We start from the raw sequence: 23,371 nt of genomic DNA on the forward strand, positions 1-23,371 counted from the left end.
TTTGACTGTATTTATTGCCAGAATAGGAGCGAACTATTTTTTCTGCACAGGTGAATGATTGTAGAGTATTCTGCGCTGTGACTAATACTGATGCTGGCGTGCATGACGCGCGCGCGTCGTTTTAGTGATGGAGGCACCTTTTGTTCCTTGTCGTCGGGAAGGCCACGGCCGTCATCTTGAATCTTGATTTCAATCAAACTGGAATTTGCGTTCATTTCAATGCTTACCTGATCGGCATTGGAGTGTTTGACGATATTGGTGATGGATTCCTTTACAAACAGGAACAGGTCCATCTTCAGGCGCGGTTTGAGTTTGTTGAAGTAGTTCGCCCCTTGGACCGAGATCGTGTAGTCGGAATTGACGAGCATGCGTTCCGCGATGCGCCGTATATCTTGCTCTAAGTCGCCCACGCGGCCCATTGTCTGTAAGTCGGTGCAATGGCGGATGGCGGCACCTGCACGTTTGGTCAGCTCACGTGAGCGGGTGAGGGCGGTCTTCAAACGTTCCGGTGAATCAACAGAGGACAGCGCAATATCACCGAGTAAACCGATGGTGTGAAGGCTGGCGCCGAGATCGTCGTGTAGGTCGGCGGCGAAGCGCTCGCGGATGCGTGCAATTTGCCGTAGGCGCAGGATGCGGTCCACGAGAATGACGACCACGATGCCTGTCGTGAGCAACATCGCGAGCCAACTCATACGCCGGAGCGTGATGCTTTGACGGGCGTAGCGGCGGTCCAATTCTGCCCGAATTAGAGGTCGTTCTGCCTCCAAGTGATAGCGCTCTTCGAGTTGCTCCAACCACTCGCGAATCGGGAGGATTGTGCCGTAGAAATTTTGGCCATCGGTCAGTTTCGTTAGTGGGCGTGCATAACTTGAGTATTCAAAATTGGTCGTCGGTGTTTTTTGATACGCTACATTGGTCTGATTGGAGAATAGCTCGATTTCAGCAAAGCCAAAGGCAATTGTAGGCTCTGGCATCAAAGTGTCGATGAACGGTTCGACGGCCGTCAACCTGACGAAACGGCAGGCCTGTGGGTTCAGGTCGCGCATGATGATCGGGCCGCTCTCATAGGCATTCTTTAAATGGAGATCCAGTAAAACAGTGCTCTCAGAAAAATCAGCTTGATTGGAGCCTTCGATCAAGAGCCTGCGGGGCATGCCAAAGTCGAAGCCTTTGGAGAGCGGCATATTGTTGCTCAGTTCGATGCGATGCAGGTGGATCCGGTCCAGTTGGTAAGCGTCTTCCAAATCAATGCTTATGGCGAGAGGTGCGTGGGGCTCGGAGATGCGAACCATCATTGCAATGCTCTGTTCGCCGCTCGCAGCGTTCATGGTATAGGGCATGAAGCCGTCGACTAGATAGCGCTCATTTCGGGAACTGTCGTAGCCGCGACTTTGTGAAGAAGCGGTCACTTTACTGCCGAGCGCGTGATTGTGATTGCCTTCAAAGATCAGTATCTCTGCGAGTTGAAGGTTATATTTCAGGTCCCAGGCGCGTGGGGAGAGTTCCGTGGCTTGAATGCGTATCCATGAGGCTTGCAGGCCGGGAGTGGCAAACGTGTAAGGGGCAATGTGTTGATCGCCATCCGTCGGTCGAAATTGCGTAATTAATTCGCCTTCAGGATGCATTGCCGTGCCGGCAATGATCTCCAACTCGGCCGGAAAGCCGTCGGAGATCACGCCCAGTTTGCTGTCCTTCACGATATGTGGCACCAGAATGATTTGGTCAATGTTCTGGAAGCCTTCGAGTTCGACTTGGAACCACTCGCGATGATTCGGCTCAGTATGTGAGTCGGAACGATTCCCATTGGAGCCGACTCCTGTCTGAAAACTAAATTCAGCGAGTTCAGCGATGCGCGAGTCGATCTCTAAGAGTCGGTTCTCCAATACAGAGATTGATAACTCTACGAGCGGCTGTGTTGGCTGGCCGTAGAGGGCAGTGTTCACTACGAAGCAGCCTAGAATAAAGTAAAAGCAGCTTTGAAGCTTGATAATTTGAAGGGCACGCATGCTGACAGTTCACGATTTCAGGATCTTATGCCGCTTCCGTCGATGTAATAATCGAGCGAATTTATGCATTTTTTGCGTTTTGTAGTCCATATGGAGGATAGCGGAAATTATGAAATGATAGTAGTATCACCCCTCTTGCATTCTAATTTCTCTCTAAAACATCAAAATCAATATTAACCAACCCCCTAAAATACGCATTTTCTGGACTTAGTGAACAGCTAAGTACCCGTTGATGTATCAATCATATGAAAAATAAATTAATACTCGCAAGCGCGGTGCTTGCCTCAACTCTGTCTTCATCAGCGGCTCTTGTGTATAGCACTAATTTCACTGGTGATGATTATACTCAAACCTCTACTGCCGTCGTATTTGACAATGGCACAACCACCGCTGTCGAAGAGTGGTTTGGTTCAACAAATGGGATTGGGATCGCTGATGGTGATCTCACTCTTGGTAATACTACTGAAAATAGATTCCGGGGTGCAGGCGTCTGGCTCAATGCATCAACATGGGCAGCCGGAACCGTTACTGTTGAGTTTGACGCGGCGAACTTTACAGCCGGGACTGATTCGAAAGCCATTTTCCAGGCATACGCTGCAAATAATGTGGATGCTTCAAATACGGTGAGTTTGGATCTTCATGGAAATTTCCTCTCAGCAGATGGCCTTCCAGTTGCAACCGGAAGCGCTTCGATTGCTTTGCTCGGTACTCAACAAGAAATTACCGGCAACGGGAACATCGCTTTCACCTTTACCTATAACGGAACCGATGACTTTATTGGTCTGGTCTTCGCCAACCTCAACGCCCAAAGCACGGGTACGGGAAACACGGTTGATATCGATAACCTTACGGTGAGTACGATTCCAGAACCAGGCACGTATGCGTTGCTCGCTGGCCTGACTGGCCTGGCATTCGTGATGGTTCGCCGTCGTCGTGCTTAATCAGCCGACAGATTACTTTACCAAGCCCTCGGATCTCGCGATCCGAGGGCTTTTTTGTATTCATCGTTATTTGCCGGGGAAGGCATCCTTGAATTGGTATAGCATTTTAATATCTCCGTGCGCGTGTAGTTCATATGTAGTATAGCTTAATTTTAAAATGATAGTATTATCACGCGGATACCATTACGTCTATGAACTCCCCATTCTTCCTTCTCGGCGCGCTTGTTGCCTCTACACTCTGTTCGCAGGCGTCAACGCATGTCGTTTTCTCCGAAGATTTTGACGACTTCACGGTCACGAGTCAAACGGGGGGCGTCAGTGAGCTCGGCGGGGCCGCGGCTGCCGTGACACACGGTCAGTTTTTTAGCTCCAACAATTATGTGGATGATTCTGGCTCCACGCTGGACTTCACCACTGACGCGAACGCGAATCGGACGCGTGGTGCGGGCGTTTGGTTGGATACTCGGGGGTGGGGTGTCGGCACGGTTACTGTGACCTTTGATATTTCAGGCTTCGTCCCAGCCACGGGTGAAGGTTCGGGTTCCTACCTTCAGACATACACTGCCAGTGGCGTGAATGACACGGATGCTGTCGGGGTCGATATTCACGAGAACTTCAATAATGGTGTTGTTCTCAGCGGCGCAGCCAGCTCTGGCACGCTGGGGGATGCGACCGCAATCACTGCAGATGGTACAGCGCTGCAGCATACTTTCACCTATTCGGGAGAAGAACAGATTGGCCTGTTCTTTGTCCATCAGGCGGTGAATGGCGAGGGCACAACAGCAGCCTTTAGCCTCGATAATCTCTCCGTGGCCGCTCAGACGATTCAACCGAATATAATTATTTTCTACGTCGATGATCTCGGGCATCAGGATGTCCAGATTAACGATTTGGACGATCCTTGTCCCTACGAGACGCCAAACATGATCAAACTGGCTGAGTCGGGCATGAATTTTACTCAGGCGTATTCGCCGGCGCCCACCTGTTCGCCCTCACGTGCGGCGATTAACACCGGGCAGCATCCCGCTAAGACAAGGTTCACGCACGTCACGCTCGACGACATGAGTGATGGTGCTGCTTCCGAGTTGCTGATTGCGCCTTACTTGGAGCTACAAATTGACCGTAATTTACTGACCAGCGCCGAGGCCTTGCAAGCAAATGGCTATCGCACTGGTCACTCTGGGAAGTGGCATATCGGGCTCAATGCCGCCAACTACGGCTTCGAGACGGTCAATCATAGCCGTGGCGCGCACCGCAGCATGAGCCCCGATCGACTCTCGGACTTTGCCACGACGAGCGCTTCGGATAAGTATCAGCTCAGCGTCGAAAAGTATCCACCGGTCAACGCCGCCAATCCTCTGGGGATGTCGTATCCCTACGATGAGGTCACGGAGTCCGCACTGCAGTTTATTGATGCGAACAAGGACGAGCCATTTTTCCTGAATCTCTGTCATTGGATGGTTCACTGGCCGGTGCTCACTCGTAACGAGGAGCTGCTCAAATACTATTGCGACAAGCTGGGCCACGATTACGCAACTTTATCGCCTGACGACTGGACCACACCCGGTCAGACCAATCCTTATTTCGCTGCGATGGTCACCACGGTGGATTGGAGTCTGGGGCGGATCGTGTCCTACTTGGAGGCCACTGACGATCCCCGCAATCCCGGTCAAAAATTGATCGATACGACTTATATTTTCTTCAGTTCAGACAACGGCGGAGCGGAGCAGCGTCGCGATGAAATTATTTCCGACAATGCACCGTTGAGAGCGGGCAAGGGCTATGTGGCCGGAGGCGGTGTTCGTATTCCACTGGTGGTTTCAGGACCACGCATTGCCGCAGGCACAGAATTTGATAAAATCGTCAATCAGCTGGATTTTTTCCCCACCTTCCTGTCGTTGACCGAGACAACGATCGCGCCGACTGATTTTGCAGAGCTCAGTGGTTTGGATATCGCTCCCGTGCTGCTGGATCCGACGCCGCTGGACGCTCAGGTGCTGGATGCGACGGGGCAGGAGCGTGAGTTTCTGTTTTGGCACTACCCGCATTATGGTAACATGAACGCCGCGCTGCGAAGTGGTGATTATAAACTGCATAAATCATACGAAACGAATACTTACGAGCTGTATCGCCTCTATGATGGTGTGGATGCCAATAATCGCGCCGTCCGCTTGGACATCGAAGAAGCCAATGACTTAGCGGCAGATCCTGCCTATGCGTCCGTCTTGCAAGAATTGAGCGGCATGCTGGAGGGAGCGCTGCTGGCCGATGACGCAGAACTGCCTTACCTGAACCCAGACTATGCAGGCGTTGATCCGTCAACGGTCGCTGCGCCCGACGTCAGCTCGTTTCAATTCTTCACGCGTGAGGCTCAACTGACGATCGAAGCCAGCGGACCAAAGATTCAAGAGGCCTCTGTGATTTATTGTGACGGACCCACGAGCACTGGAGACCACGATGTGGTGGCAGACGAGTTTATCTCTGGCATGCGGGAGCCTGCCACGCTGAGTGCCGATGGTTACACCGTGAGTGCGGTGATTCCTGAGAGTATCACCGCTTACTGCTTCATGCTGGTCGATGAGAACGGGTATATGCAATATACCAAAGCCGTCGACAGCCCGAGCGTTGCGCTGCCGGATGCGCTGGCTCATTGGTCGCTCGACGAAGACGCGGGCAGTCAGGCTGCAGATATTTCCGGCAATGGGCACCATGCGACGGTGAACGGTGCTGACTGGAGTGTTGGAGTTGCCGCCGGTGCCTTGTATTTTGATGGCGTGAGTGATGCTGCGGAGATTCCAGTCGGGGCAGTGGGCGCGATTGATAGTCAAATCAGCATCGCACTGTGGGCTTATGGTGGAGCGACGCAGCCAGCGAATGATGTCGCTTTGTATGCCATCAATTCGGCTGAAGCTCGTATGCTGGGCATCAACCTTCCCTGGGGGAATGGTAAGATCTTTTGGGATGCGGGCGGTGATCGAATTATTTCAGCGGTGGCAGCCGTTGAGAGTTATAGAGGGAAGTGGAACCATTGGGTGTTCACCAAAGATACGACTGCAGGCAGCATGAGTATCTATCTCAATGGCGCTCCGTTCTATTCCGAGACGGGATTGACGGGCTCCATGTCGGGCATCACTCAAGCATGGCTGGGGAGTTCGGGTGGTTTCGGCGGTGCCAGCTATGAGGGACTTTTAGATGAAGTGATGCTCTATGATGTGGCACTGAGCGACCTGCAAGTTGAGGCGCTCTATAGCCGCTATACGCCTCCGACAGACTACCAAGCGTGGTTGTTGAATTATCCCGGCCTAAGTGATGCCTCTTTTGAGGGAGACCCCGAGCAAGACGGGATCGCGACTGGGCTCGAGTTTGTGCTGAATGGCACACCCACGGAGTCGGGCGAAGTCATCCTTCCCGAGATGGATGCCGCGGGGGAGCACTTTGTTTTCACCTTTACGCGTCGCGCGGAAGCCGTGCCCTTCACGGTGCAAACTTTTCAGTATGGATCGAGCCTGTCCGCATGGACGGACCTCAATATTACCGAGCCGCGCGCCAGTGAAGTGAGCTTAGGATCGATCGTTGGAGGGCTACAGCAGGTGACAGTGACGATCCCAAAAAGTCTAGCTGTGGATGGAAAACTTTTCGGTCGTTTGACAGTGCTATCAGTGGCCGACTAGATGCATCGATTTTTCTTTGCTTTGTAGTCCATATGTAGTATATTCGAAATCCGCTACAGATAGTAGAATAATGCTCGATTATTGGTAGTCACTCTAAGATAAACCCTTACCCTAAATTAAGTGGGTTGTTGGCCTATGCCGCGACTCTCACATGATTAATATGAAAAGTATATTACTTATTACAGGTGCAGCTCTTGCCTCGACTGTCTCTTCACAGGCGGCGACAATCGTCTTTACAGGCGCCAATGCCTTTGAGGCTGCCGTAGATGTCGGGACACTTGGCATTATTACGGAGCCAGCGCAGGACGCCACAGTGACTTCGTTAAGCTACACTGTCAGTGGGCTGACCATTGATGCTGATGGAGTCAACAACGATACAGTCACCTTCACGATTGCTATTTCACCAGTCGGCGCGGGGCCTATTACTTGGGATACAAATGACAATGGCATACGTGAGTTTGACTACAATACTGGGACTTTTAATTCGAACTCGGAGGGAATTGCTTTCGGAACCATCTCGGTCTCGGGAACTTCTTCAGGGGGAAGAGTTACTTGCTGGGTAGTGCCCTGTATACGGAAGCTACCGTGAGACGTTGGGGGAGTGGTGACGCTTTTACAATCGTTGGCGATATTACGAATACTACTGTAACTAACCCTGCTGGTCCTTCAGTGGCTTTGAATGACACATTTTTTAGCATGACTCAGGCCAGTGGCGCTTGGAATGCGACTGATGTTGATTTTACAGTGAATTTGACAGCCGTCCCAGAGCCAGGCACTTACGCATTGCTCGCTGGCCTCACAGGTCTGGTATCTGTAATGCTTCGCCGTCGTCGCGCATAATTCAGCCGACAATTTAATTTTCAAAGCCCTCGGATCTCGCAATCCGAGGGCTTTTTTGTGGATAAGTTACTGGAAGTTGCATGGATTCTCTCGGGAGGTGCTAGCGACTGGTGTCGCTACATTGTCGCGAACTCGCGCTAGCGAGGTCGACCGCGCCTTGCGCGGGGATTTGACGCGACTGGCGTCGCATCGCTACGTTGTAGCGACCTCGCGCTAGCGAGGTCGACCGCGCCTTGTAGGGGGATTCGACGCGACTGGCGTCGCATCGCTACAGTGGTCGCAACTCGTCAACCGCGTTGGATGTAGCTCTTAAAATGGCCGAGAGGTGCCGTAGATTGAGTGCTTTACTGCACCATCTTCGGCAGACCTTTGTCAATTTTTGTCAAAATCTGCGGCCATCTGCGGTTATAGAAAACGCTAGATATATTCATTATTTTATGCGCTGGTAGTCCATATGTAGTATAGCAATTTTCTCAAATGTTAGTAATATCGAGGCAGTCGTTCTTATGATCACATCGTAAGAGCGACTACACGTTTAAAACCCTAGAATATTCGGACGCTTTCACTCAACGTAAGTATCCTATCCAGTGAATACGTGGTGCGCCTGTCTCGCCATTATGATATAATTTAACCCAATTAGTCTACGCCTCTCTGGCGACTCTTGCAGTCGTCGCTCCATCTGATTGATATTCAGTAGTATAAGCATGCGATGTAAACACTCACAGCGATGAGTGTCGCAGATTTAATAACGCTCAAATAAGCTATAATTTTATGAATAAGATTAAACAAACCCTGGTCGCTGGCTTACTCGCGGTCGCTTGCATTCCGATGCTTTGCGCGGAGATCAAACAGCCTAATATCATTATCTTCTACGTCGACGATCTCGGCTGGCAGGATATACAGGTTAACGATGTCGACGAGCCCTGTGCTTATGAGACACCGAATATGGTCAAGTTCGCCGAGTCTGGCATGAATTTCACTCAAGGCTACTCGGGGGCGCCGACCTGTTCGCCATCGCGTGGTGCGATCAACACCGGGCAGCATCCCGCAAAAACACGCTTCACGCACGTCACGCTGGATGATCGCAAGAAGGGGAAGAGTAACGAGCTGTTGATCGCTCCTTATCTAGAGGCGCAACTTGACCGTAAGTTGCTGACCAGCGCCAAGGCGTTGGCCGCGAATGGCTACCGCACGGGGCATTCGGGTAAATGGCATGTGGGTCTGACTCCAGCGAGCTATGGCTTCCAAGTCGTCAATGAAGAGCGCGGTATTCACCGTAGCGTGCCGGACCGCACCAAAGATTTTGCAACGAAGAACGATCCTAAGTTCCCTTTGAGTAAGGAGAAATATCCGCCTTATAGCGATAAGAAGCCAGAGGGCATTTCATATCCTTACGATGAGGTGACGGGTTCCGCGATCGAGTTCATGGATAAGAATAAGGACGAGCCGTTCTTCCTCAACCTTTGCCACTGGATGGTTCACTGGCCGATGCTGACACGTAATGGCGAACTGTTGGAGTATTACTGCGATAAATTCGGCCAGCCTTTCCCACCTAAGAAAGGTGACATGACTTTGCCAGGACAGCAGAATCCATACTTTGCATCGATGGTCACCAGCGTGGACTGGAGCCTCGGCCGTATCGTGGAATACTTGGAGAAGACCGACGATCCGCGCAACCCAGGCAAGAAACTGATCGAAACAACTTATATTTTCTTTAGTTCCGACAACGGTGGTGCCGAGCAACGTGGTAAAGAAATTCTCTCGGATAATGCACCTTTGAAATACGGCAAAGGTCACACGGAAGGCGGCGGCGTTCGCGTGCCAATGATGATTTCAGGCCCTGGCATTGCTGCGGGCAGTCAGTTTGATGGTCTAGTCAATCAGCTCGACTTCTTCCCGACCTTCCTTGAGTTGACGGGCTCTGAAATCGCCGCGAGTGATTTTGCAGAACTCAGTGGCTTGGATATTTCTCCAGTCTTGCATGGCGAGAGCGACAAAGTCCTCGATGCGAACGGCAAGGAACGTGAATTCCTGTTCTGGCACTTCCCACATGGTTCTGGCTGGAAGTCTGCAATTCGCAGCGGCGATTATAAGCTTCACAAACGTTACGAAACAAATGACTACGAGCTGTATCGTATCTATAAGGATGGTCAGCGCAACGATTTCGAAGAAGCCAATGACCTCGCGCAAAATCCGGAATATGCATCCGTTGTCGAGCGATTGAGCGGCTTGCTTGAAGATGCACTGATTGCTAATAATGCGGAGCTGCCTTATTTAAATCCCAACTACGCCGAGGCGACAAAACCGGCGGCGAAGCCAGGTGCTGCTTCGTTTAAAAAAGCCACACGTCAGGCGCAGCTAGCGATTCAAGCGAGTGGCCCGATGATCAAGGAAGCGGCTGTCATTTATTGCGATGCGCCCGTGGCTGGAAAAACGAAGAAAAACCGGCATAAAGGTGGTGGTGCCGTTACCGAAGAGTTTATCCCCGGTATGCGTCGTCCTGCCACGGTGAGTGCTGATGGCTCTAGTGTGAGCGCAAAGATCCCAGCAGGGATCGAAGGCTACTGCTTCATGCTGATCGATACCAATGGCTTCCTGCAATACACCGATGTAGTCGCTGCCAAATAGTGAAGAAAGAAATCATGAAACTTAACTCCCATACCTCACTGCCGTTTTTTAGGCGTATCGTTCGAGTCAGTGCCACGATGCTGGTGGCATCGTTGTGTTCGACGGTCGTCTCGGCTGACGATGGTCGTCCGGAAAAGCCGAATGTGCTTTTGCTGCTGGCTGACGATCTCGGCTGGCAGGATGTGAAGTGCTACGACATCGACGAGCCTTCGCCATTTGAAACACCGAACATCGACGCGCTCGCGAAGAAGGGTGTCCTATTTTGGCAGGGCTATTCGCCGGCACCGAGCTGTGCACCGAGCCGTGGGGGCATCATGACTGGGGCACATCCGGCCCGCACTCAGTTCACACACGTGGTGGGTGGCACGCCGCCCGCGCCGTATCATAAGACGGCGCACCGCATGATGCCACCGTGGTATAGCGGACGCATGGCGACCAACTATGTCGCGCTGCCTCAGGCGCTTAAAGATAACGGATACACCACCGGGCATAGCGGCAAATGGCACCTCGCCATGAAGCACTTCTCTTACCCACAACCAGAGGATATTGGTTTCGATTGGAGCCGTAGTAACGCGGGCACCACTGCGATCATGAAGCCACATCGTTTGACTGGGTTTGCCACCAACGATCCTAAGGATCCGTATCGTCTCGATGAAAACGGCTTTGCGACGCATGAACTCAGTGAAGATGCGCTGACCTTTGTGCGCGAAAATAAAGATAAACCGTTCTTCCTCTTTTATGCCACTAAGCTGGTGCATGCGCCCATTCATACACGCAGTGAGCGTTTGCTGAAAAAATACGTCGAAAAGCTCGGGGTGGAACTGCCTAAGAATCCACAGGAATGGAAGGGCGAGGGGCAAACGAATCCCTTCTACGCCGCCATGGTCGAGGAACTCGATTACTACGCGGGGCAAATGTTCGACTATCTGGAAACAACGGAAGACCCGCGTTGGCCGGGGCACATGTTGAGTGAGAATACCTACATCATCTTTACCTCAGACAACGGCGGTATGGAGAATATGCCTGGCGAAGTGATCACCGACAACTATCCGCTCGATCGCGGTAAGATATCCGCCATGGAAGGTGGCACACGAGTGCCACTGATTATCGTCGGCCCAGGGATCGATGCGGGCGTGCAAACCGATGTCATGGCGAACGGCCTCGATTTCTTTCCAACGATTCTCTCGTGGACGGGGACACAGAAGCCTGCAGGCAATCAGTTTGACGGCAGCGATCTTTCTGAACTGCTGGCTACGGATCCCACTGATCCGCAACTTGTGAAACAAGAAGACGGTCATGTGCGTGACACTCTGTTTTGGCACTTCCCAAACAGTCAGGCACTCGAGAGCACGATCCGTATTGGTGACTATAAGCTGGTGCGCAACTACGACCACTTGAATCCACGCAATGATGCGTTAGAGCTGTATCAACTGTATAAGACCGAGAACGGAAAGCAGACACGGGTGGATATCGAAGAATCCAATAATCTCGCCCTAAAAATGCCAGAAAAGGCAGAGGCAATGAATCAGATGCTGACCGAGAAGTTAGAAGCGATGGATGCGAGCTATCCTTACTTTAATCCACATTTTAGTGATGCACTGCCGAATAAGGAAAAGGTGCCGACTGTGCTGTCTCATAAAAGAAACGGCAATGTTGTGGAGTATCACTATCAAGAAAATGGTGCGAAGCTCGTCCGTGCGCAACTGATGTATACATTCAATGGAGGCGACAGTGATGAAGAGTGGTTCCGGATGCCTGCCGACGTGTTGCCTGGCAATCGCGTGGCCGCCACTTTGCCTAAGGGGACGACTCACTATCTGATCAACTTAATCGATGCGAACAACTTCCTCGTGAGTTATCCCGACGTGAAGAAATCGACGCGGGGCAACAATCTGCCGTCGAAGGTCGCACCCTCTGTTCCAGAGAATATTTCTAAAAAATAACCGGGGGCATTTTTTTGCAGAGTAAACGATTCACTTGATTGGGTTTGGAGTTCCGCCTTCAGGCGGCAGTGTATTTAGGGTCAGGCACGCATGGCCGCATGAATGCGGAACTCCGAACCTGAGTCGACGCTTTAACATCGCTCACACTTAAAATTGAACTCAGAATCTGCGGAACAGAAATCACCGCTAGAACTTTAAAGCTTCAGGACCATAATAATGATGAAAAAGTATTTGTTTAAAACCGTCGCGACTTGCCTTGCCTCACTTGCTTTAGCGACGAGCGCCTTTGCCACGGAAAAGCCGAACATCGTCTTTATTCTTTGTGATGACCTTGGCTATGGAGAAATTCAGGCACTGAACCCCGAGCATGGCAAAATCAAGACGCCTGCGGTTGATCAGTTGGCTGCGGAAGGGATGATTTTTACCGATGCGCACTCCGGCTCTGCGGTGTGCACCCCCACGCGCTATGGTTTGATGACTGGCCGCTATAGTTGGCGCACGAAGCTCCAACGCGGCGTCGTTCAAGGCTTCGCCCCCAATCTAGTCGCCGCAGACCGCCCAACTGTGGCGAGCTTCCTCAAAGCGCAAGGTTACCACACGGGCATCGTGGGCAAGTGGCATCTGAACTTCCAGTATCTCGATCCTGAAACGGGTAAAGTGATACAGCGAAAAGGGAAGAAAACGCTCGCCCCTGTTGGCAGTAAGATTCCAGATGGACCAGTGGATCGTGGTTTTGATTATTACCATGGCTTCCACCATGCCGGTGACATGAAGGGCGTGATCGAAAACGACACCGTGATCGCGCACGAAGACGAAGTGAATATGCTGCCACGCATTACGCGCAAGGCGGTCGAATATATCGAAGCACGCGCGTCCGAAAAAGAGACACCGTTCTTTCTCTATGTGCCCTACGGTTCGCCGCATACGCCGATCGTGCCGTCGCCTGAATGGATTGGTCGCAGCGGTCTCGGGATCTACGGTGATTTCGTCATGCAGACAGATGATGGAGTGGGGCAGATTCTGGCCGCACTCGACGCGAACGGCCTGACGGAGAATACCTTGGTTATTTTTAGCAGTGATAATGGCACCTCCAAAGCGGCGGACATTGATGCACTTGCAGAGCAAGGACACATCGTCAGCGCCGGTTTTCGTGGTTCGAAAGCGGACCTGTGGGACGGCGGACACCGTGTGCCTTTCATTGCTCGCTGGCCGGGGCATGTGGCCGCTGGCTCGACTAGTGATCAGTTGATTTGCCTGACTGACTTGTTTGCGACAGCCGCAGACATCACTGGTGCCGCAGTCCCTGCAGAGGGTGCTGAGGACAGTGTTAGCTTTCTGCCGGCTCTGTCGGGGAAGGAAATCGTGTCGACCCGCGCAGGTGTGATTCATCATTCGATCAGTGGTCACTTTGGCTACCGTCAAGGAAAGTGGAAACTACTGTTGGCCAAAGGATCGGCTGGTTGGACAGGTCCCAAGGAAAATCAATTGACCAAAGACACGCCCAAGGCGCAGCTTTATGACATGGAAAATGATCCGGCGGAAACTACAAATCTCTACGAGAGTCACCCTGAAATCGCGCAGCGTCTGTTGGCGCAACTCGAAGCGGATGTTTTCAACGGTCGCAGTACCGCCGGCCCCGAGTCGAGTAATGATACCGACGCAATTGACCTCTGGAAAAGTGAAAAGAATTGAAACGAGTGAAACGAATTTGTTTCTGGAACTTCGTGCTATTGCTCAGTCTGTTGTCCGCGTTTGCCGAACCGGCAAGCCGACCGAATTTCGTGTTTTTGGAGACACAACCAGCAAGTCATAGAGCTAAAGTTTCCGATGAAACAGGAACTACGCCTGCAAAACGCTCCATGTCGCAGCACGAAAAAATAGTTAGTTGATCGCAATTGAATGCAAAAACTAGAATGAATCAAATGCGCGCAGAGAACTTCAGAATACTAGGATTCGGGCGAGTCATCAACCGACTCGCTACACTCCATCGCAGTATGGTTTATTTGACGATTGTAGGCATGCTGACTTCGAGCGTCTTCGCTGAGAGCCCACGCATCTGGAAGTCTCCGAATGGAACTTTTTCCGTTGAGGCGGAGTTCGTTGGCATCAAGAATGATGTCGTTCAACTACGCCGCACGGATAACAATTATACGGTATCGGTGCCCATGCGTCAGCTCTCGGCTGCCGACCAAGAATATCTTCAGCAATTTACAAAAGTAGAGAGGCACACCGCAGAGGTTCAGAAACCTAAAATATCTGCAGGGCATCGCGCCGAATGGATGGAAGGGCAGTGGGGCTTTCGTTTCAATATGCCAGGGATGATGCAGCCGGAAGCGCTGGCTAGTTTTGATGTGCGGGCCATGATGGATCAAATCAAGGTGCTGGATACGGCGGCATGGGTGCAAATCAATCTCACGCAAGGAGCGAACGGTTCTTTTTACACCTCACCCCATGCCGAACTGGCCAAGCATATTTCTCCCGACATCGTTCCTGAGCGCGACCTGTTTGGTGAAATGCTAGATGCACTCAATCGGCAAGGCTTCAAGGTGATGGTCTATTTTGCGTCAGAAGGCCCTGCTATGGGCAAACACCCCGACAAGGCTCTGCCGGGTGTCATCGAGAACTGGAAGGAATACGCCAAATCGCTTAAGATGACGCCTGAAGAAGCGGTGGCTGAGATCATCGTGAAAGAGTATTCCTTACGCTACGGAACGAAGATCGCCGCCTGGTGGTTCGACCATCCCAGTTTCGGCGACATCCCGATGCTGGAAAAGGCGGCGCGTGCCGGAAATCCGAATGCGGCCTTGGCCTTCAGTGTCAGGGAATTTTCGAAGCTCACTTCCAATGATGAATCCGACTTTACCGGCGGTCATCCTACTCCGATGAAAAAGCAAAAGGCGTCCACAGAAGAGAACGAAGTCGCTATTGAGATGATCGAGGAAGACAATTATATCGACGGTTCTTTGGCGCATTTCTTTCCACCCATGCAAGAGACTTGGAACTCCGGAGAGCCCGTCTTCGAAACGGAACAGGCCATCGATTGGACGCTGCGTGTTGTTAAGGCGAAGGGTGCCATCACTTGGGCGGTCGCCCTGGCGGATCCCAAAAAAAAGAAGGCGCCCCTGGCCACCTTTCAATTTAATCAACTAAAAGCCATCAATGAGGCCGTCCGAAAGAGTCGGGAATAATCTACGCCCCCCAATACAAAAGATGACATCAAGTAGATCAAACTTTGGAAAAGTAAATAAAAGGAATCCATCATGAAATTACAACAAGCACTCTTAGTCTCGGCACTCTCACTACTTGCAGTCTCGGGCTTGGTCGCGAAACAGAGGCCCAATATCATTTTCCTGCTGTCTGACGACCAGAGCACGTATTCAGTAGGCTGCTACGGCAACCCGGATGTGCAGACGCCGCAGATGGATAAGCTGGGTGCGGAGGGTATGATCTTTGATCGTCACTACGATACGACGGCGATCTGCATGGCGAGTCGGGCCAACATTCTGACCGGAATGTATGAATACAAAACCGGCACCAATTTTTTTCATGGAGACATGCGCCCCGAAGTCTGGGCCAAGTCGTATCCTGTCTTATTGCGCGAGGCTGGCTATCTCTCCGCATTTGCAGGGAAGTTCGGCCTTGAGGTCGAAGGCAAAGGTTTGTGCGAAGAGGACTTTGATGTGTGGGGTGGTGGCCCTCAGCAGACGAGTTACGAGACCAGTAAAAATAAATCGATGGCGAAGTATGCCGAAGAGTTTCCGCATTCAACTTTGTCGTATGGCGCTTTTGGGCGTGATGTGATCCGCGCAGCGGTTAAGCAGGACAAACCTCTGCTGCTATCCATTAGTTTTAAAGCACCTCATAAACCTTCCGTAGCGGACCCTCGCTTCGACCCTATCTATGCGGACAAAGTATTCACGAAGCCAGGCAACTATGGTCGTGAGCATGCGGAGGGACGTGCGCCACAAAGCAAGCAAGGGCGTCAATATGTTTACTTTTCGGACTGGGGCTATGACAGCAATTATGACGAAGTCATGCGCACCTATCATCAGCAGGTTTACGCCATTGATGTGGCGATTGGGATGATTCGCGATGAACTGGAAGCTCAAGGAATTGCAGACAATACCGTCATCATTTTCACCAGTGACAACGGCTACATCTGTGGCTCACATGGATACGCTTCGAAGGTGTTGCCGATGGAAGAAGCCTCACGCGTGCCCTTGATGATTTACGATCCACGCGTTAAAACTGCAGGGCAGGGCCTCCGCACGCAAATGCTCACAGGGAACATCGATTTCGCGCCCACGATCCTGGAGCTCGCAGGGGTGCCGATTCCTGAAAATATGGATGGCAAGAGTCTGCTGCCGATCTTGAAGGATCCCACAAAAGGCGGTCATGAGCAGTTGACGCTGATGAACACCTTCGGGCCGGATGCCACCAAAGCGATGAGCACGGTGGATGGGCGCTACAAATATACCTTTTGGTGGTATGGGGATGACGACATGGATCCCACCGAAGAGTTGTATGACTTAGAGAAAGATCCACTGGAACTCGTGAATCTCGCCAGCAACCCGGAGTTTGCACCTGTCATGGAGCAGATGCGTCAAAAATACGATCAAGGCTACGAGCATTTGGAACAGGAAGCCGTGGATTACAATGGCTATCAGAGATATGTGAGTCTTTTTGATCGCGAATTACCAATCGACCAAAAGCAGCTCGAAGAGAGCAGGCCAATCAATCGGAAGAATCCGCAGGCCAAGAAAACTAAGAAGGCGAAGAAAAACAAGAAGGACAAATGAGGAGCGTTCGAGCGCCATGGGAGCCGTTCGTTGCCTAGCTATTTGGATGTATTAGTCGGTGCATTCCATATTTGGCGTGTAAGGTTGGGAGTTCCGCCTTTAGGCGGTTACGTTGTGTAAGCGCGCATGTGCAGCGCCTTCCGCCTAAAGGCCAATGTCTTTAAGGATTGGTGACTTCTATAGTTTTAACAACTCGTTTTGACTGGGCAACTTTAGTTTTTGGCCAGTCTTTTGTGGGTTGTCGTAGGGTTCTGGGGCAAGTTCTAGGTCTTCGTTTTTTAATAACGGCATCATATATAAGATCATCTAAGAGTCGCTGTATCCACTGAGCCAGCGCTTGCGGGGTGATCAAGTCTGCACCGACTTGCAGTAGCTCGCACAGTGCGGCTGTCTTGTGCAAAACCTTGGCAAAGCTGATGCGCAAGGGCTCAACGCCTGCGGCAGAAGCGACGCTTTGGCGCTGCTTGGCGATCAGCGCGGCCGCTAAGAGCATCGCGAGCACTTCTTGGGCTGCGGTTTGCGGAGTGAGTGCGTCAAGTAGTTCTCCGCGGGCGTGCAGGTGGCTTTTGAGTTCTCGGAAGAATAACTCTTCCTCCCAGCGTGCGGCGTAAAGGGCGATCAGTTCTGTGGCTGGGCTGGTGGTGTCATCGAGCAGACTCGTCCACAAGCGTATTTGAAGACACGAACGGTGACCATTCTGGTCTTCATAGCAGACTCGACCATAGATCTCACGTAGTTCGAGTACCCCCACCTTCTTGCGTGTGGATGGATCAATCGCTTTGACTTCGACTAGCCATGAACCATCCGCGAGTTGCCGCGTGCGCTTGGCTTTGAGATTAGACTTTATCCGAACCAGAACGTGACTGTGTGTGCGCCGGAGCATTGACCAGAGTCCCCAGATCAGCGAAGGATAACCGAACAGTCGGTCGGCTAAAAGCAGACTGCGCTCGGGCAGATCCTGCGCCGCAAACAGTTGCCGCGCGAGTGTCAACTCGCCCTCGCCTTGCCAGCCTAAACGGGTGCCCAAAGGTTGGTGCATACCCAATTCCACCAGGACAACTGCCAGCAAATGCGCGAAAGCAGGTTCACCGCTACCGCGGTTGCAAGCCACTTTTGAAGCCTGTTCATTAATGGTTCCGGTATTACGTAAATTGAAACGAGTCCCGTCGATGGCCACCAACCGATATGCATGATAAAAGGCCTGCACATCTCGCTCACGGTCGGCTAACGGACGTAGCGCGATAGGCAGTATCTCTTCGATCAGCTTCTCGCCAATCGACAAGGCCCGCTGGCTGAGCGCGCTGTCCGAGATGCGCACTCCGGATACCGCCTTGGTATTAGACGAGAAAGTACCCGAACGTGCCAACTCATGGTAGACCCTGGACATCAACCATTCCCAGCCATTTAACTTGGCTTGGCCACCACCGCGAGGACCGTGCTGCGCGAAAATCAGAGCGCAACTCTCACGGCTAAATAGCTCCTCAAAGGCAGCTGGAAAATTAGAAAACAACGGTAAACACAAGGAGGTGGATGCGCTCATTCATACAAAAGAAGCAATCGTCCTAAAAGGTACGAGTCTTAAATGATTGCGCTAACTAAAATCCAATCCTTAAAGGCATTGGCCTAAAGGCGGGACTCCGAACGGCTGTCACTTATGCTACATCTGTTCAAAGCTTACCAGTTATCGCGAAAACTATCACCTTGTCTATGAGCTGAAATTGATAAAAATTCGCGGTATGTATCGTTGGCGTAAAATGTCCGATGCGGAGAGGACTTCGATTCTTGATGCCAGGCGTGTGAAGCAGCAACCATGGCATTCGCCCCCACATCGAGAGGGGACTCATACGCGACAATTTTTATTAAATGGGGCTTGTTATGAGCACCGTCCGTATATCGGGCATTCTGCGGATCGGATGGAGACTTTCAGCCAGCAATTTTTGCAAATGCTACACGAAGAGGGGGCTACCGTATACGCTTGGTGTGTCTTGCCGAATCACTATCATTTTTTAATTCAAAGTCAGGGTATCTTGCGTGTTTTAAAATCGGTTGGTAAGTTTCATGGACGAACTGCCTTCATGTGGAATGGAGAGGAGTCACAGCGTGGACGGAAAGTTTTTTATCGTTCCGTGGAAAGGGAGATGCGTTCGGAGCGCCATTTTTGGAGTAGTTTAAACTATGTGCATCATAACCCGGTGAGGCATGGCTATGTCTCGAAATGGAAGGATTGGCCGTGGAGCAGTGCGAGTGATTTTTTGACTGCGACTTCTCAGACTGAAGTTCTGAGAATCTGGCAAGAGTATCCTTTGTTGGACTATGGTGAGGGTTGGGATGATCCCGAGTTGTAAACGGATACGTGCTGTATTCTGCCTGTAATCGAGCAATTAACCTATCGGCCTGAGTGCAAAAGGACCTGGGCAACGAATTGGAAGAGTGGTCGAGTGCGGGCATTACGGAAGTGAGTGCTGTGGCCATTGATGATACCTATGAACTCGTCACCTGTGCGGTAGACGTGTCCGGGGGCGTGACATCGATTTTCTTGCGCCTTGCAGTTGAGCAATCGCTATAGATGGATTGAGATATTTAACTGTTTTCTGCGTAATTACTATTCTTCGTCCGAGTGAGGATGCGTCGGTAGAATCCCAGTTTTATAGGCCTCCGCCACGGCGGAGGGGGCATTGACGACATTTAGTTTTTCGAAGATATGCGCGATATGATTATCTACGGTTTTGGAGCTAATCTTCAAGCCCTTGCTGATTTCTTTCCTCGCCTGTCCCTGACTGATTAGAGACAGGATCTCCATTTCGCGGGATGAGAGTATTTCATTTCCCGTGGTCGGAGCTTTCTGCTTCTTGAAGTTGTGCAGAAGAAAGTTCGCCATTTTAGGATCCAGCGAGGCTCCGCCTTCCATGACGATTTGGATGCCGGATTTGATTTCCTGGGCGGATGCGGATTTTAACAAATAGCCGGCGGCTCCTCGTTCGATGGAGCTCAGGACATCGGCCTCATTTCTAGACTGTGTGAGGATGATGATCTTTGTTTTCGGCACGTATTCCGTGAGCCAATGGATGGCCTCGATTCCTGACATCCCGGGGAGGTTGAGATCGAGCAGGATCACATCGGGGATTTGCTGAAGATTTGGACTCTGAAGGTGGCGTAAGGCTTGTTCAGCGGTTCCGAACTTGTCGATGAGTTCCAGCTTCGGGTCGTCTTCAAAGGCAAAGCTGATCACGTGTCGATACTCGGGGCTGTCTTCCACCAGTAGGACTTTGATTTTCTGAGTCATAGTGTTTATGGGAGCTATTTGAATAGCCGTGTTTGTCGGGTTTTAAGCTTGAGGGATATGCAGGTTCCGCCGGATTCGGATGGCTCGACGGAAACCTGCGCGCCGAGTAGTTTGGCACGGCGTTGAAGTGAGGCGGGCACGGTATGTTTTTCGCCGTTGGACAGGCCGCGTCCGTTGTCACTGATGTTGAGCTGAATCTCTTGTGCACTGGCGGTGAGCTTTATCCGGACCTCGGACGCATCAGCATGGCGGTTGATGTTGATCAGGCTCTCTTTGAAAAAGAGGAAGAGGTCGCCTCGGGCTTGTGGCTTCAGGGCGTTTAGGGATTCTTCACCTTCAATTTCAAGTGTGTATTTGAGGTTGGCGATGATGCGCCGGGCGGTGTGTCTGAGGTCGGCGGGCAAGTCGGCATGTATCTCCTTGGCGGTCTGCGAGTCGATGCAATAGCGGGTGGCTTCACTGGTGCGGTCGGTGAGCGATTTAATTTCATCGACGGTGCGAAGCAGCTTTTCCGGCGAATCGAGAATGTCTTTGAGATGAGTTCCGAGGAACCCGATGGCATGGAGGTTCGCGCCGAGTTCGTCATGCAGATCGGCGGCAAAACGTTCCTTCATTTGGCTGGCCTGCCGGATGCGGAGGATACGGTGAATTAGGATGCTTAGGCCGATGCCGGCTGCAAGTAACGCGGCGAGCCAGCTCAGGCGCCTGACGATAATCTTCTGGCGCGCGTATTTCAGATTCAGCTGATGTTGCACCAGAGGCAGGGCCTTCTCCAGATCATTGCGTCGGGCGAGTTGGTTCATCCACTGGCGGATGGGCAGGATGTCTCCATAAAGATTGCGGCCGTCGGTGAGACTGGAAAAGGCGCGAGTGGGGTTGAGTAGAGGGAAGTTGGCGGTGACCGCTTTTCCTTTCGCCACGTTTTGTCCGCCGGAAATTAGTTCGATTTCAGAAAAACCAAAGCGGGCTTCGGTGATACCTTCATAGTCATTGGTATAAGGGACTGCCGCAGTGACACGAATATAGCGGAACGGGATGTCGCCCCGCAAGCGATGCATCATAATCGGGCCAGTTTCGTAAACGGATTTATAGCGCAGGTCGAGGAGCCGGACAGCATCGGAGAAGTCGGCCTGATTGGAGCCGTCGATATGCATGAGCCTCGGGATTCCGAGGTCCTTGGAAAAAGCCTGAGGAACCGTATCGCTCTGCTCTACGGCATGTAGGTGGATGTAATCGAGCGAGCGTGGTGCTTCCAGGTCGATGGTGAAGAAAGCCTCCAGTTTCGGGGACATTGTGCTGATGACGGCGATGCCCGGTTTTCCCTGCGCGGCGTCCATCAGATAAGGCACGAAACCGTCCACCAGGTATTGGGGAACGCGCGCGGGGTTGGAATCGGTCGAAGAGGTGGAAACCGGTTGATGCAAGGCGACGTTGTCGGGGCCATTGAAGATCATGATCTCCGACAACTCCAGATAGTATTGATGGTCGAACTGGCGTGGGGACAGCTGGGTGGCATTCAGCCTGATCCAGCTGGCTGTGGTGCCGGGGGGGCAAACCACCACAAGTGGAGCCCGGCGGGGGAGCAGTTGATCCTGCTCTCCGTAAGAAGCGATCACGACGCCCTCGGGATCGGACGAGGTGCCGACAATTAATTGAAATTCCTGCGGTAACCCCTCCGCCTGGAAGCCGGATTGTGCCGCGCGCCAGATGGCGGGAACCAGCACTATTTGGTCGATCGGACTCTCCTTTTCGAGTTTGATTTGAATCCATTCAGTGTGTGACGGCTCGGGGTAATCTCTTGACCTGAAGCCGATGGATCCGACCCCGCTGCGCAGTCTATAGCCAGCGAGTTCTTCCAGTTCGGCTTGGATGGCATCCCGTTTCATCTCTAGTTGGGAGATTGAAGCTTCCGCAGCAAGCTGGGGGGCGGGAAGAAGAGATCCAGCCAACAGTAGCAGAAGACTATAGATGGAAAGGGCCAGTTTCATGGACTCAACGTTCCAGTTTGAAGCGCCGTCCACAAGCCATTTTGATGGAAATTTGGTACTGCGACGGAGGGCATGTTTATGGGGGTAAAACACCCATAGACGACTCGTCAGTTTATTGAGATAATCTAGCCGAGTAGATTACAAACCGGCTGCGCGATCACCGCAGATCAATGTGATCTACAGCAAGCTAACGTATCAATCCTTAATAATCCTAAATCAAATGAATACACTTAACACCCAAATTCGACTACTGTCCGCAGTGGCAGCCGTCTCCTTATTCGCAGCGAGCTTTGCTCAAGCCGAAGAAGTGCTTCTAAATGACAGCTTTACCACCAGTGCCGTAGTCGAAGAAGCTCTTCAATTTAATGATCTGGACTCAAACGACTGGCGCGCCACCAGTGGAACGAATTGGGCAATCGCGTCTGGTAATTTGACTAATTCTGGTGGCGGGACAAATGCACAGGATGAGGGTGGTCTTGGTAAGTTGATCGACCTCACTGGCATCAGCGACACTTCCCTGAATCAGCTCAAACTGGATGTGACTTTTACCACGGCCGAGGCCGGTGAAGAGTTGTATGTGCACATCCGCGGCTTCATAGGCTCCGCGCCTGCGGACACTACGGACTTCATCAACCGTAATGCCACCGCTGGTAACTTGTGGGATCTTACCGGGACTGCGTTTACAGCGACGACCAATAAGATTAATCTGAACTCGGGCATCGGATTCGACGCCTTTGACAACACCACCGCGACCAGCGCAGTTGAATTGAGCGACGGAGACGCCGGCCTGCACAACTTCAGTCAGACCTTTGATATGTCTGGATACGCAGTCAACACTATCGTGGGATATGACTATCTGGTGCTTGCCTTTACTCGTGATGAACTTGGCACAAGCCCAAGCGTTTCGATCGCCGACATCACGTTGACCGCAATTCCCGAGCCCGGCACATACGCGCTGCTCGCGGGGCTTACTGGCTTGGTGTTTGTGATGGTGCGTCGTCGTCGTTAGATCCTGAGCATGTCGAAGGGCGCTTAATTAGACCAACTGTTGATTTTTTCACAGCCCTCGGATTTCACGATCCGAGGGCTTTTATCTGCTTTTGAGAGTCGCGGAACATTGCTACTTTAGATCTATCCTCGATAGATCATCTCATCGCTCATCTCGATCTATAGCTGGAAATTGCCCCCCGATTTCGAGCCTTTCTCGCCCTTGTCCCGCGTATGGGGGATATTTTTAATAGTTGGTATATGTTAGTATTAATCTGAACC

Annotated in this window: 16 protein-coding genes; 12 read left to right on the forward strand and 4 right to left on the reverse strand. The window is 51.8% G+C overall.

Annotation, left to right across the window (positions count from 1 at the left end; genetic code table 11):
• Positions 1 to 11 precede the first annotated feature (11 nt).
• Positions 12 to 1,946, reverse strand: coding sequence for a sensor histidine kinase (locus SH580_RS19865; RefSeq protein ID WP_319832557.1), 1,935 nt, complete (start codon positions 1,944 to 1,946; stop codon positions 12 to 14).
• 308 nt (positions 1,947 to 2,254) lie between these two features.
• Between SH580_RS19865 and SH580_RS19870 the strand changes: the two genes are divergently transcribed.
• From SH580_RS19870 to SH580_RS19910, 9 genes are all read left to right on the forward strand, one after another.
• Complete coding sequence (locus SH580_RS19870) at positions 2,255 to 2,950, forward strand: PEP-CTERM sorting domain-containing protein (RefSeq protein ID WP_319832558.1); 696 nt, start codon at positions 2,255 to 2,257, stop codon at positions 2,948 to 2,950.
• A gap of 191 nt (positions 2,951 to 3,141) precedes the next feature.
• Entirely contained in the window at positions 3,142 to 6,621 is a 3,480-nt protein-coding gene (locus SH580_RS19875) for a sulfatase-like hydrolase/transferase (protein ID WP_319832559.1), read from the forward strand.
• Positions 6,622 to 6,781: 160 nt separating this feature from the next.
• Entirely contained in the window at positions 6,782 to 7,210 is a 429-nt protein-coding gene (locus SH580_RS19880) for a hypothetical protein (protein WP_319832560.1), read from the forward strand.
• Between the two features lie 107 nt (positions 7,211 to 7,317).
• Positions 7,318 to 7,461 (forward strand): PEP-CTERM sorting domain-containing protein, encoded by a 144-nt coding sequence (locus SH580_RS19885; protein ID WP_319832561.1) that lies wholly within the window; start codon positions 7,318 to 7,320, stop codon positions 7,459 to 7,461.
• 771 nt (positions 7,462 to 8,232) lie between these two features.
• Positions 8,233 to 10,089 carry a sulfatase gene (locus SH580_RS19890; RefSeq protein WP_319832562.1) on the forward strand — a complete coding sequence of 619 codons (1,857 nt, stop codon included), beginning with the start codon at positions 8,233 to 8,235 and terminating at the stop codon, positions 10,087 to 10,089.
• Positions 10,090 to 10,103: 14 nt separating this feature from the next.
• Entirely contained in the window at positions 10,104 to 12,032 is a 1,929-nt protein-coding gene (locus SH580_RS19895) for a sulfatase (RefSeq protein ID WP_319832563.1), read from the forward strand.
• Positions 12,033 to 12,251: 219 nt separating this feature from the next.
• Positions 12,252 to 13,724, forward strand: a complete 1,473-nt coding sequence (locus tag SH580_RS19900) for a sulfatase family protein (RefSeq protein ID WP_345786234.1) — start codon at positions 12,252 to 12,254, stop codon at positions 13,722 to 13,724.
• A gap of 230 nt (positions 13,725 to 13,954) precedes the next feature.
• Positions 13,955 to 15,220: an SHD1 domain-containing protein gene (locus tag SH580_RS19905; RefSeq protein WP_319832565.1), complete on the forward strand. Its 1,266-nt coding sequence runs from the start codon at positions 13,955 to 13,957 to the stop codon at positions 15,218 to 15,220.
• A gap of 72 nt (positions 15,221 to 15,292) precedes the next feature.
• A complete protein-coding gene (locus SH580_RS19910) occupies positions 15,293 to 16,831 on the forward strand; it encodes a sulfatase family protein (protein ID WP_319832566.1) in 1,539 nt (512 codons plus the stop codon).
• Between the two features lie 160 nt (positions 16,832 to 16,991).
• Here SH580_RS19910 and SH580_RS19915 read toward each other — a convergent pair whose 3' ends face one another.
• Positions 16,992 to 18,371 carry an IS4 family transposase gene (locus tag SH580_RS19915; RefSeq protein ID WP_319832567.1) on the reverse strand — a complete coding sequence of 460 codons (1,380 nt, stop codon included), beginning with the start codon at positions 18,369 to 18,371 and terminating at the stop codon, positions 16,992 to 16,994.
• A gap of 178 nt (positions 18,372 to 18,549) precedes the next feature.
• Between SH580_RS19915 and SH580_RS19920 the strand changes: the two genes are divergently transcribed.
• Positions 18,550 to 19,176 carry a transposase gene (locus SH580_RS19920; protein ID WP_319832568.1) on the forward strand — a complete coding sequence of 209 codons (627 nt, stop codon included), beginning with the start codon at positions 18,550 to 18,552 and terminating at the stop codon, positions 19,174 to 19,176.
• Between the two features lie 53 nt (positions 19,177 to 19,229).
• Positions 19,230 to 19,397 carry a hypothetical protein gene (locus SH580_RS19925; RefSeq protein WP_319832569.1) on the forward strand — a complete coding sequence of 56 codons (168 nt, stop codon included), beginning with the start codon at positions 19,230 to 19,232 and terminating at the stop codon, positions 19,395 to 19,397.
• A gap of 36 nt (positions 19,398 to 19,433) precedes the next feature.
• Here SH580_RS19925 and SH580_RS19930 read toward each other — a convergent pair whose 3' ends face one another.
• Together SH580_RS19930 and SH580_RS19935 are read right to left on the reverse strand one after the other, a co-directional pair.
• Complete coding sequence (locus tag SH580_RS19930) at positions 19,434 to 20,114, reverse strand: response regulator (RefSeq protein WP_319832570.1); 681 nt, start codon at positions 20,112 to 20,114, stop codon at positions 19,434 to 19,436.
• A gap of 14 nt (positions 20,115 to 20,128) precedes the next feature.
• Positions 20,129 to 22,102, reverse strand: a complete 1,974-nt coding sequence (locus tag SH580_RS19935) for a sensor histidine kinase (RefSeq protein WP_319832571.1) — start codon at positions 22,100 to 22,102, stop codon at positions 20,129 to 20,131.
• A 220-nt stretch (positions 22,103 to 22,322) separates the two neighbouring features.
• Between SH580_RS19935 and SH580_RS19940 the strand changes: the two genes are divergently transcribed.
• Positions 22,323 to 23,111, forward strand: a complete 789-nt coding sequence (locus SH580_RS19940; protein WP_319832572.1) for a PEP-CTERM sorting domain-containing protein — start codon at positions 22,323 to 22,325, stop codon at positions 23,109 to 23,111.
• Positions 23,112 to 23,371 lie beyond the last annotated feature (260 nt).

The sequence above is a fragment of the Coraliomargarita algicola genome, assembly GCF_033878955.1.
In the GTDB taxonomy this organism is placed as follows: Bacteria; Verrucomicrobiota; Verrucomicrobiia; order Opitutales; family Coraliomargaritaceae; genus Thalassobacterium; species Thalassobacterium algicola.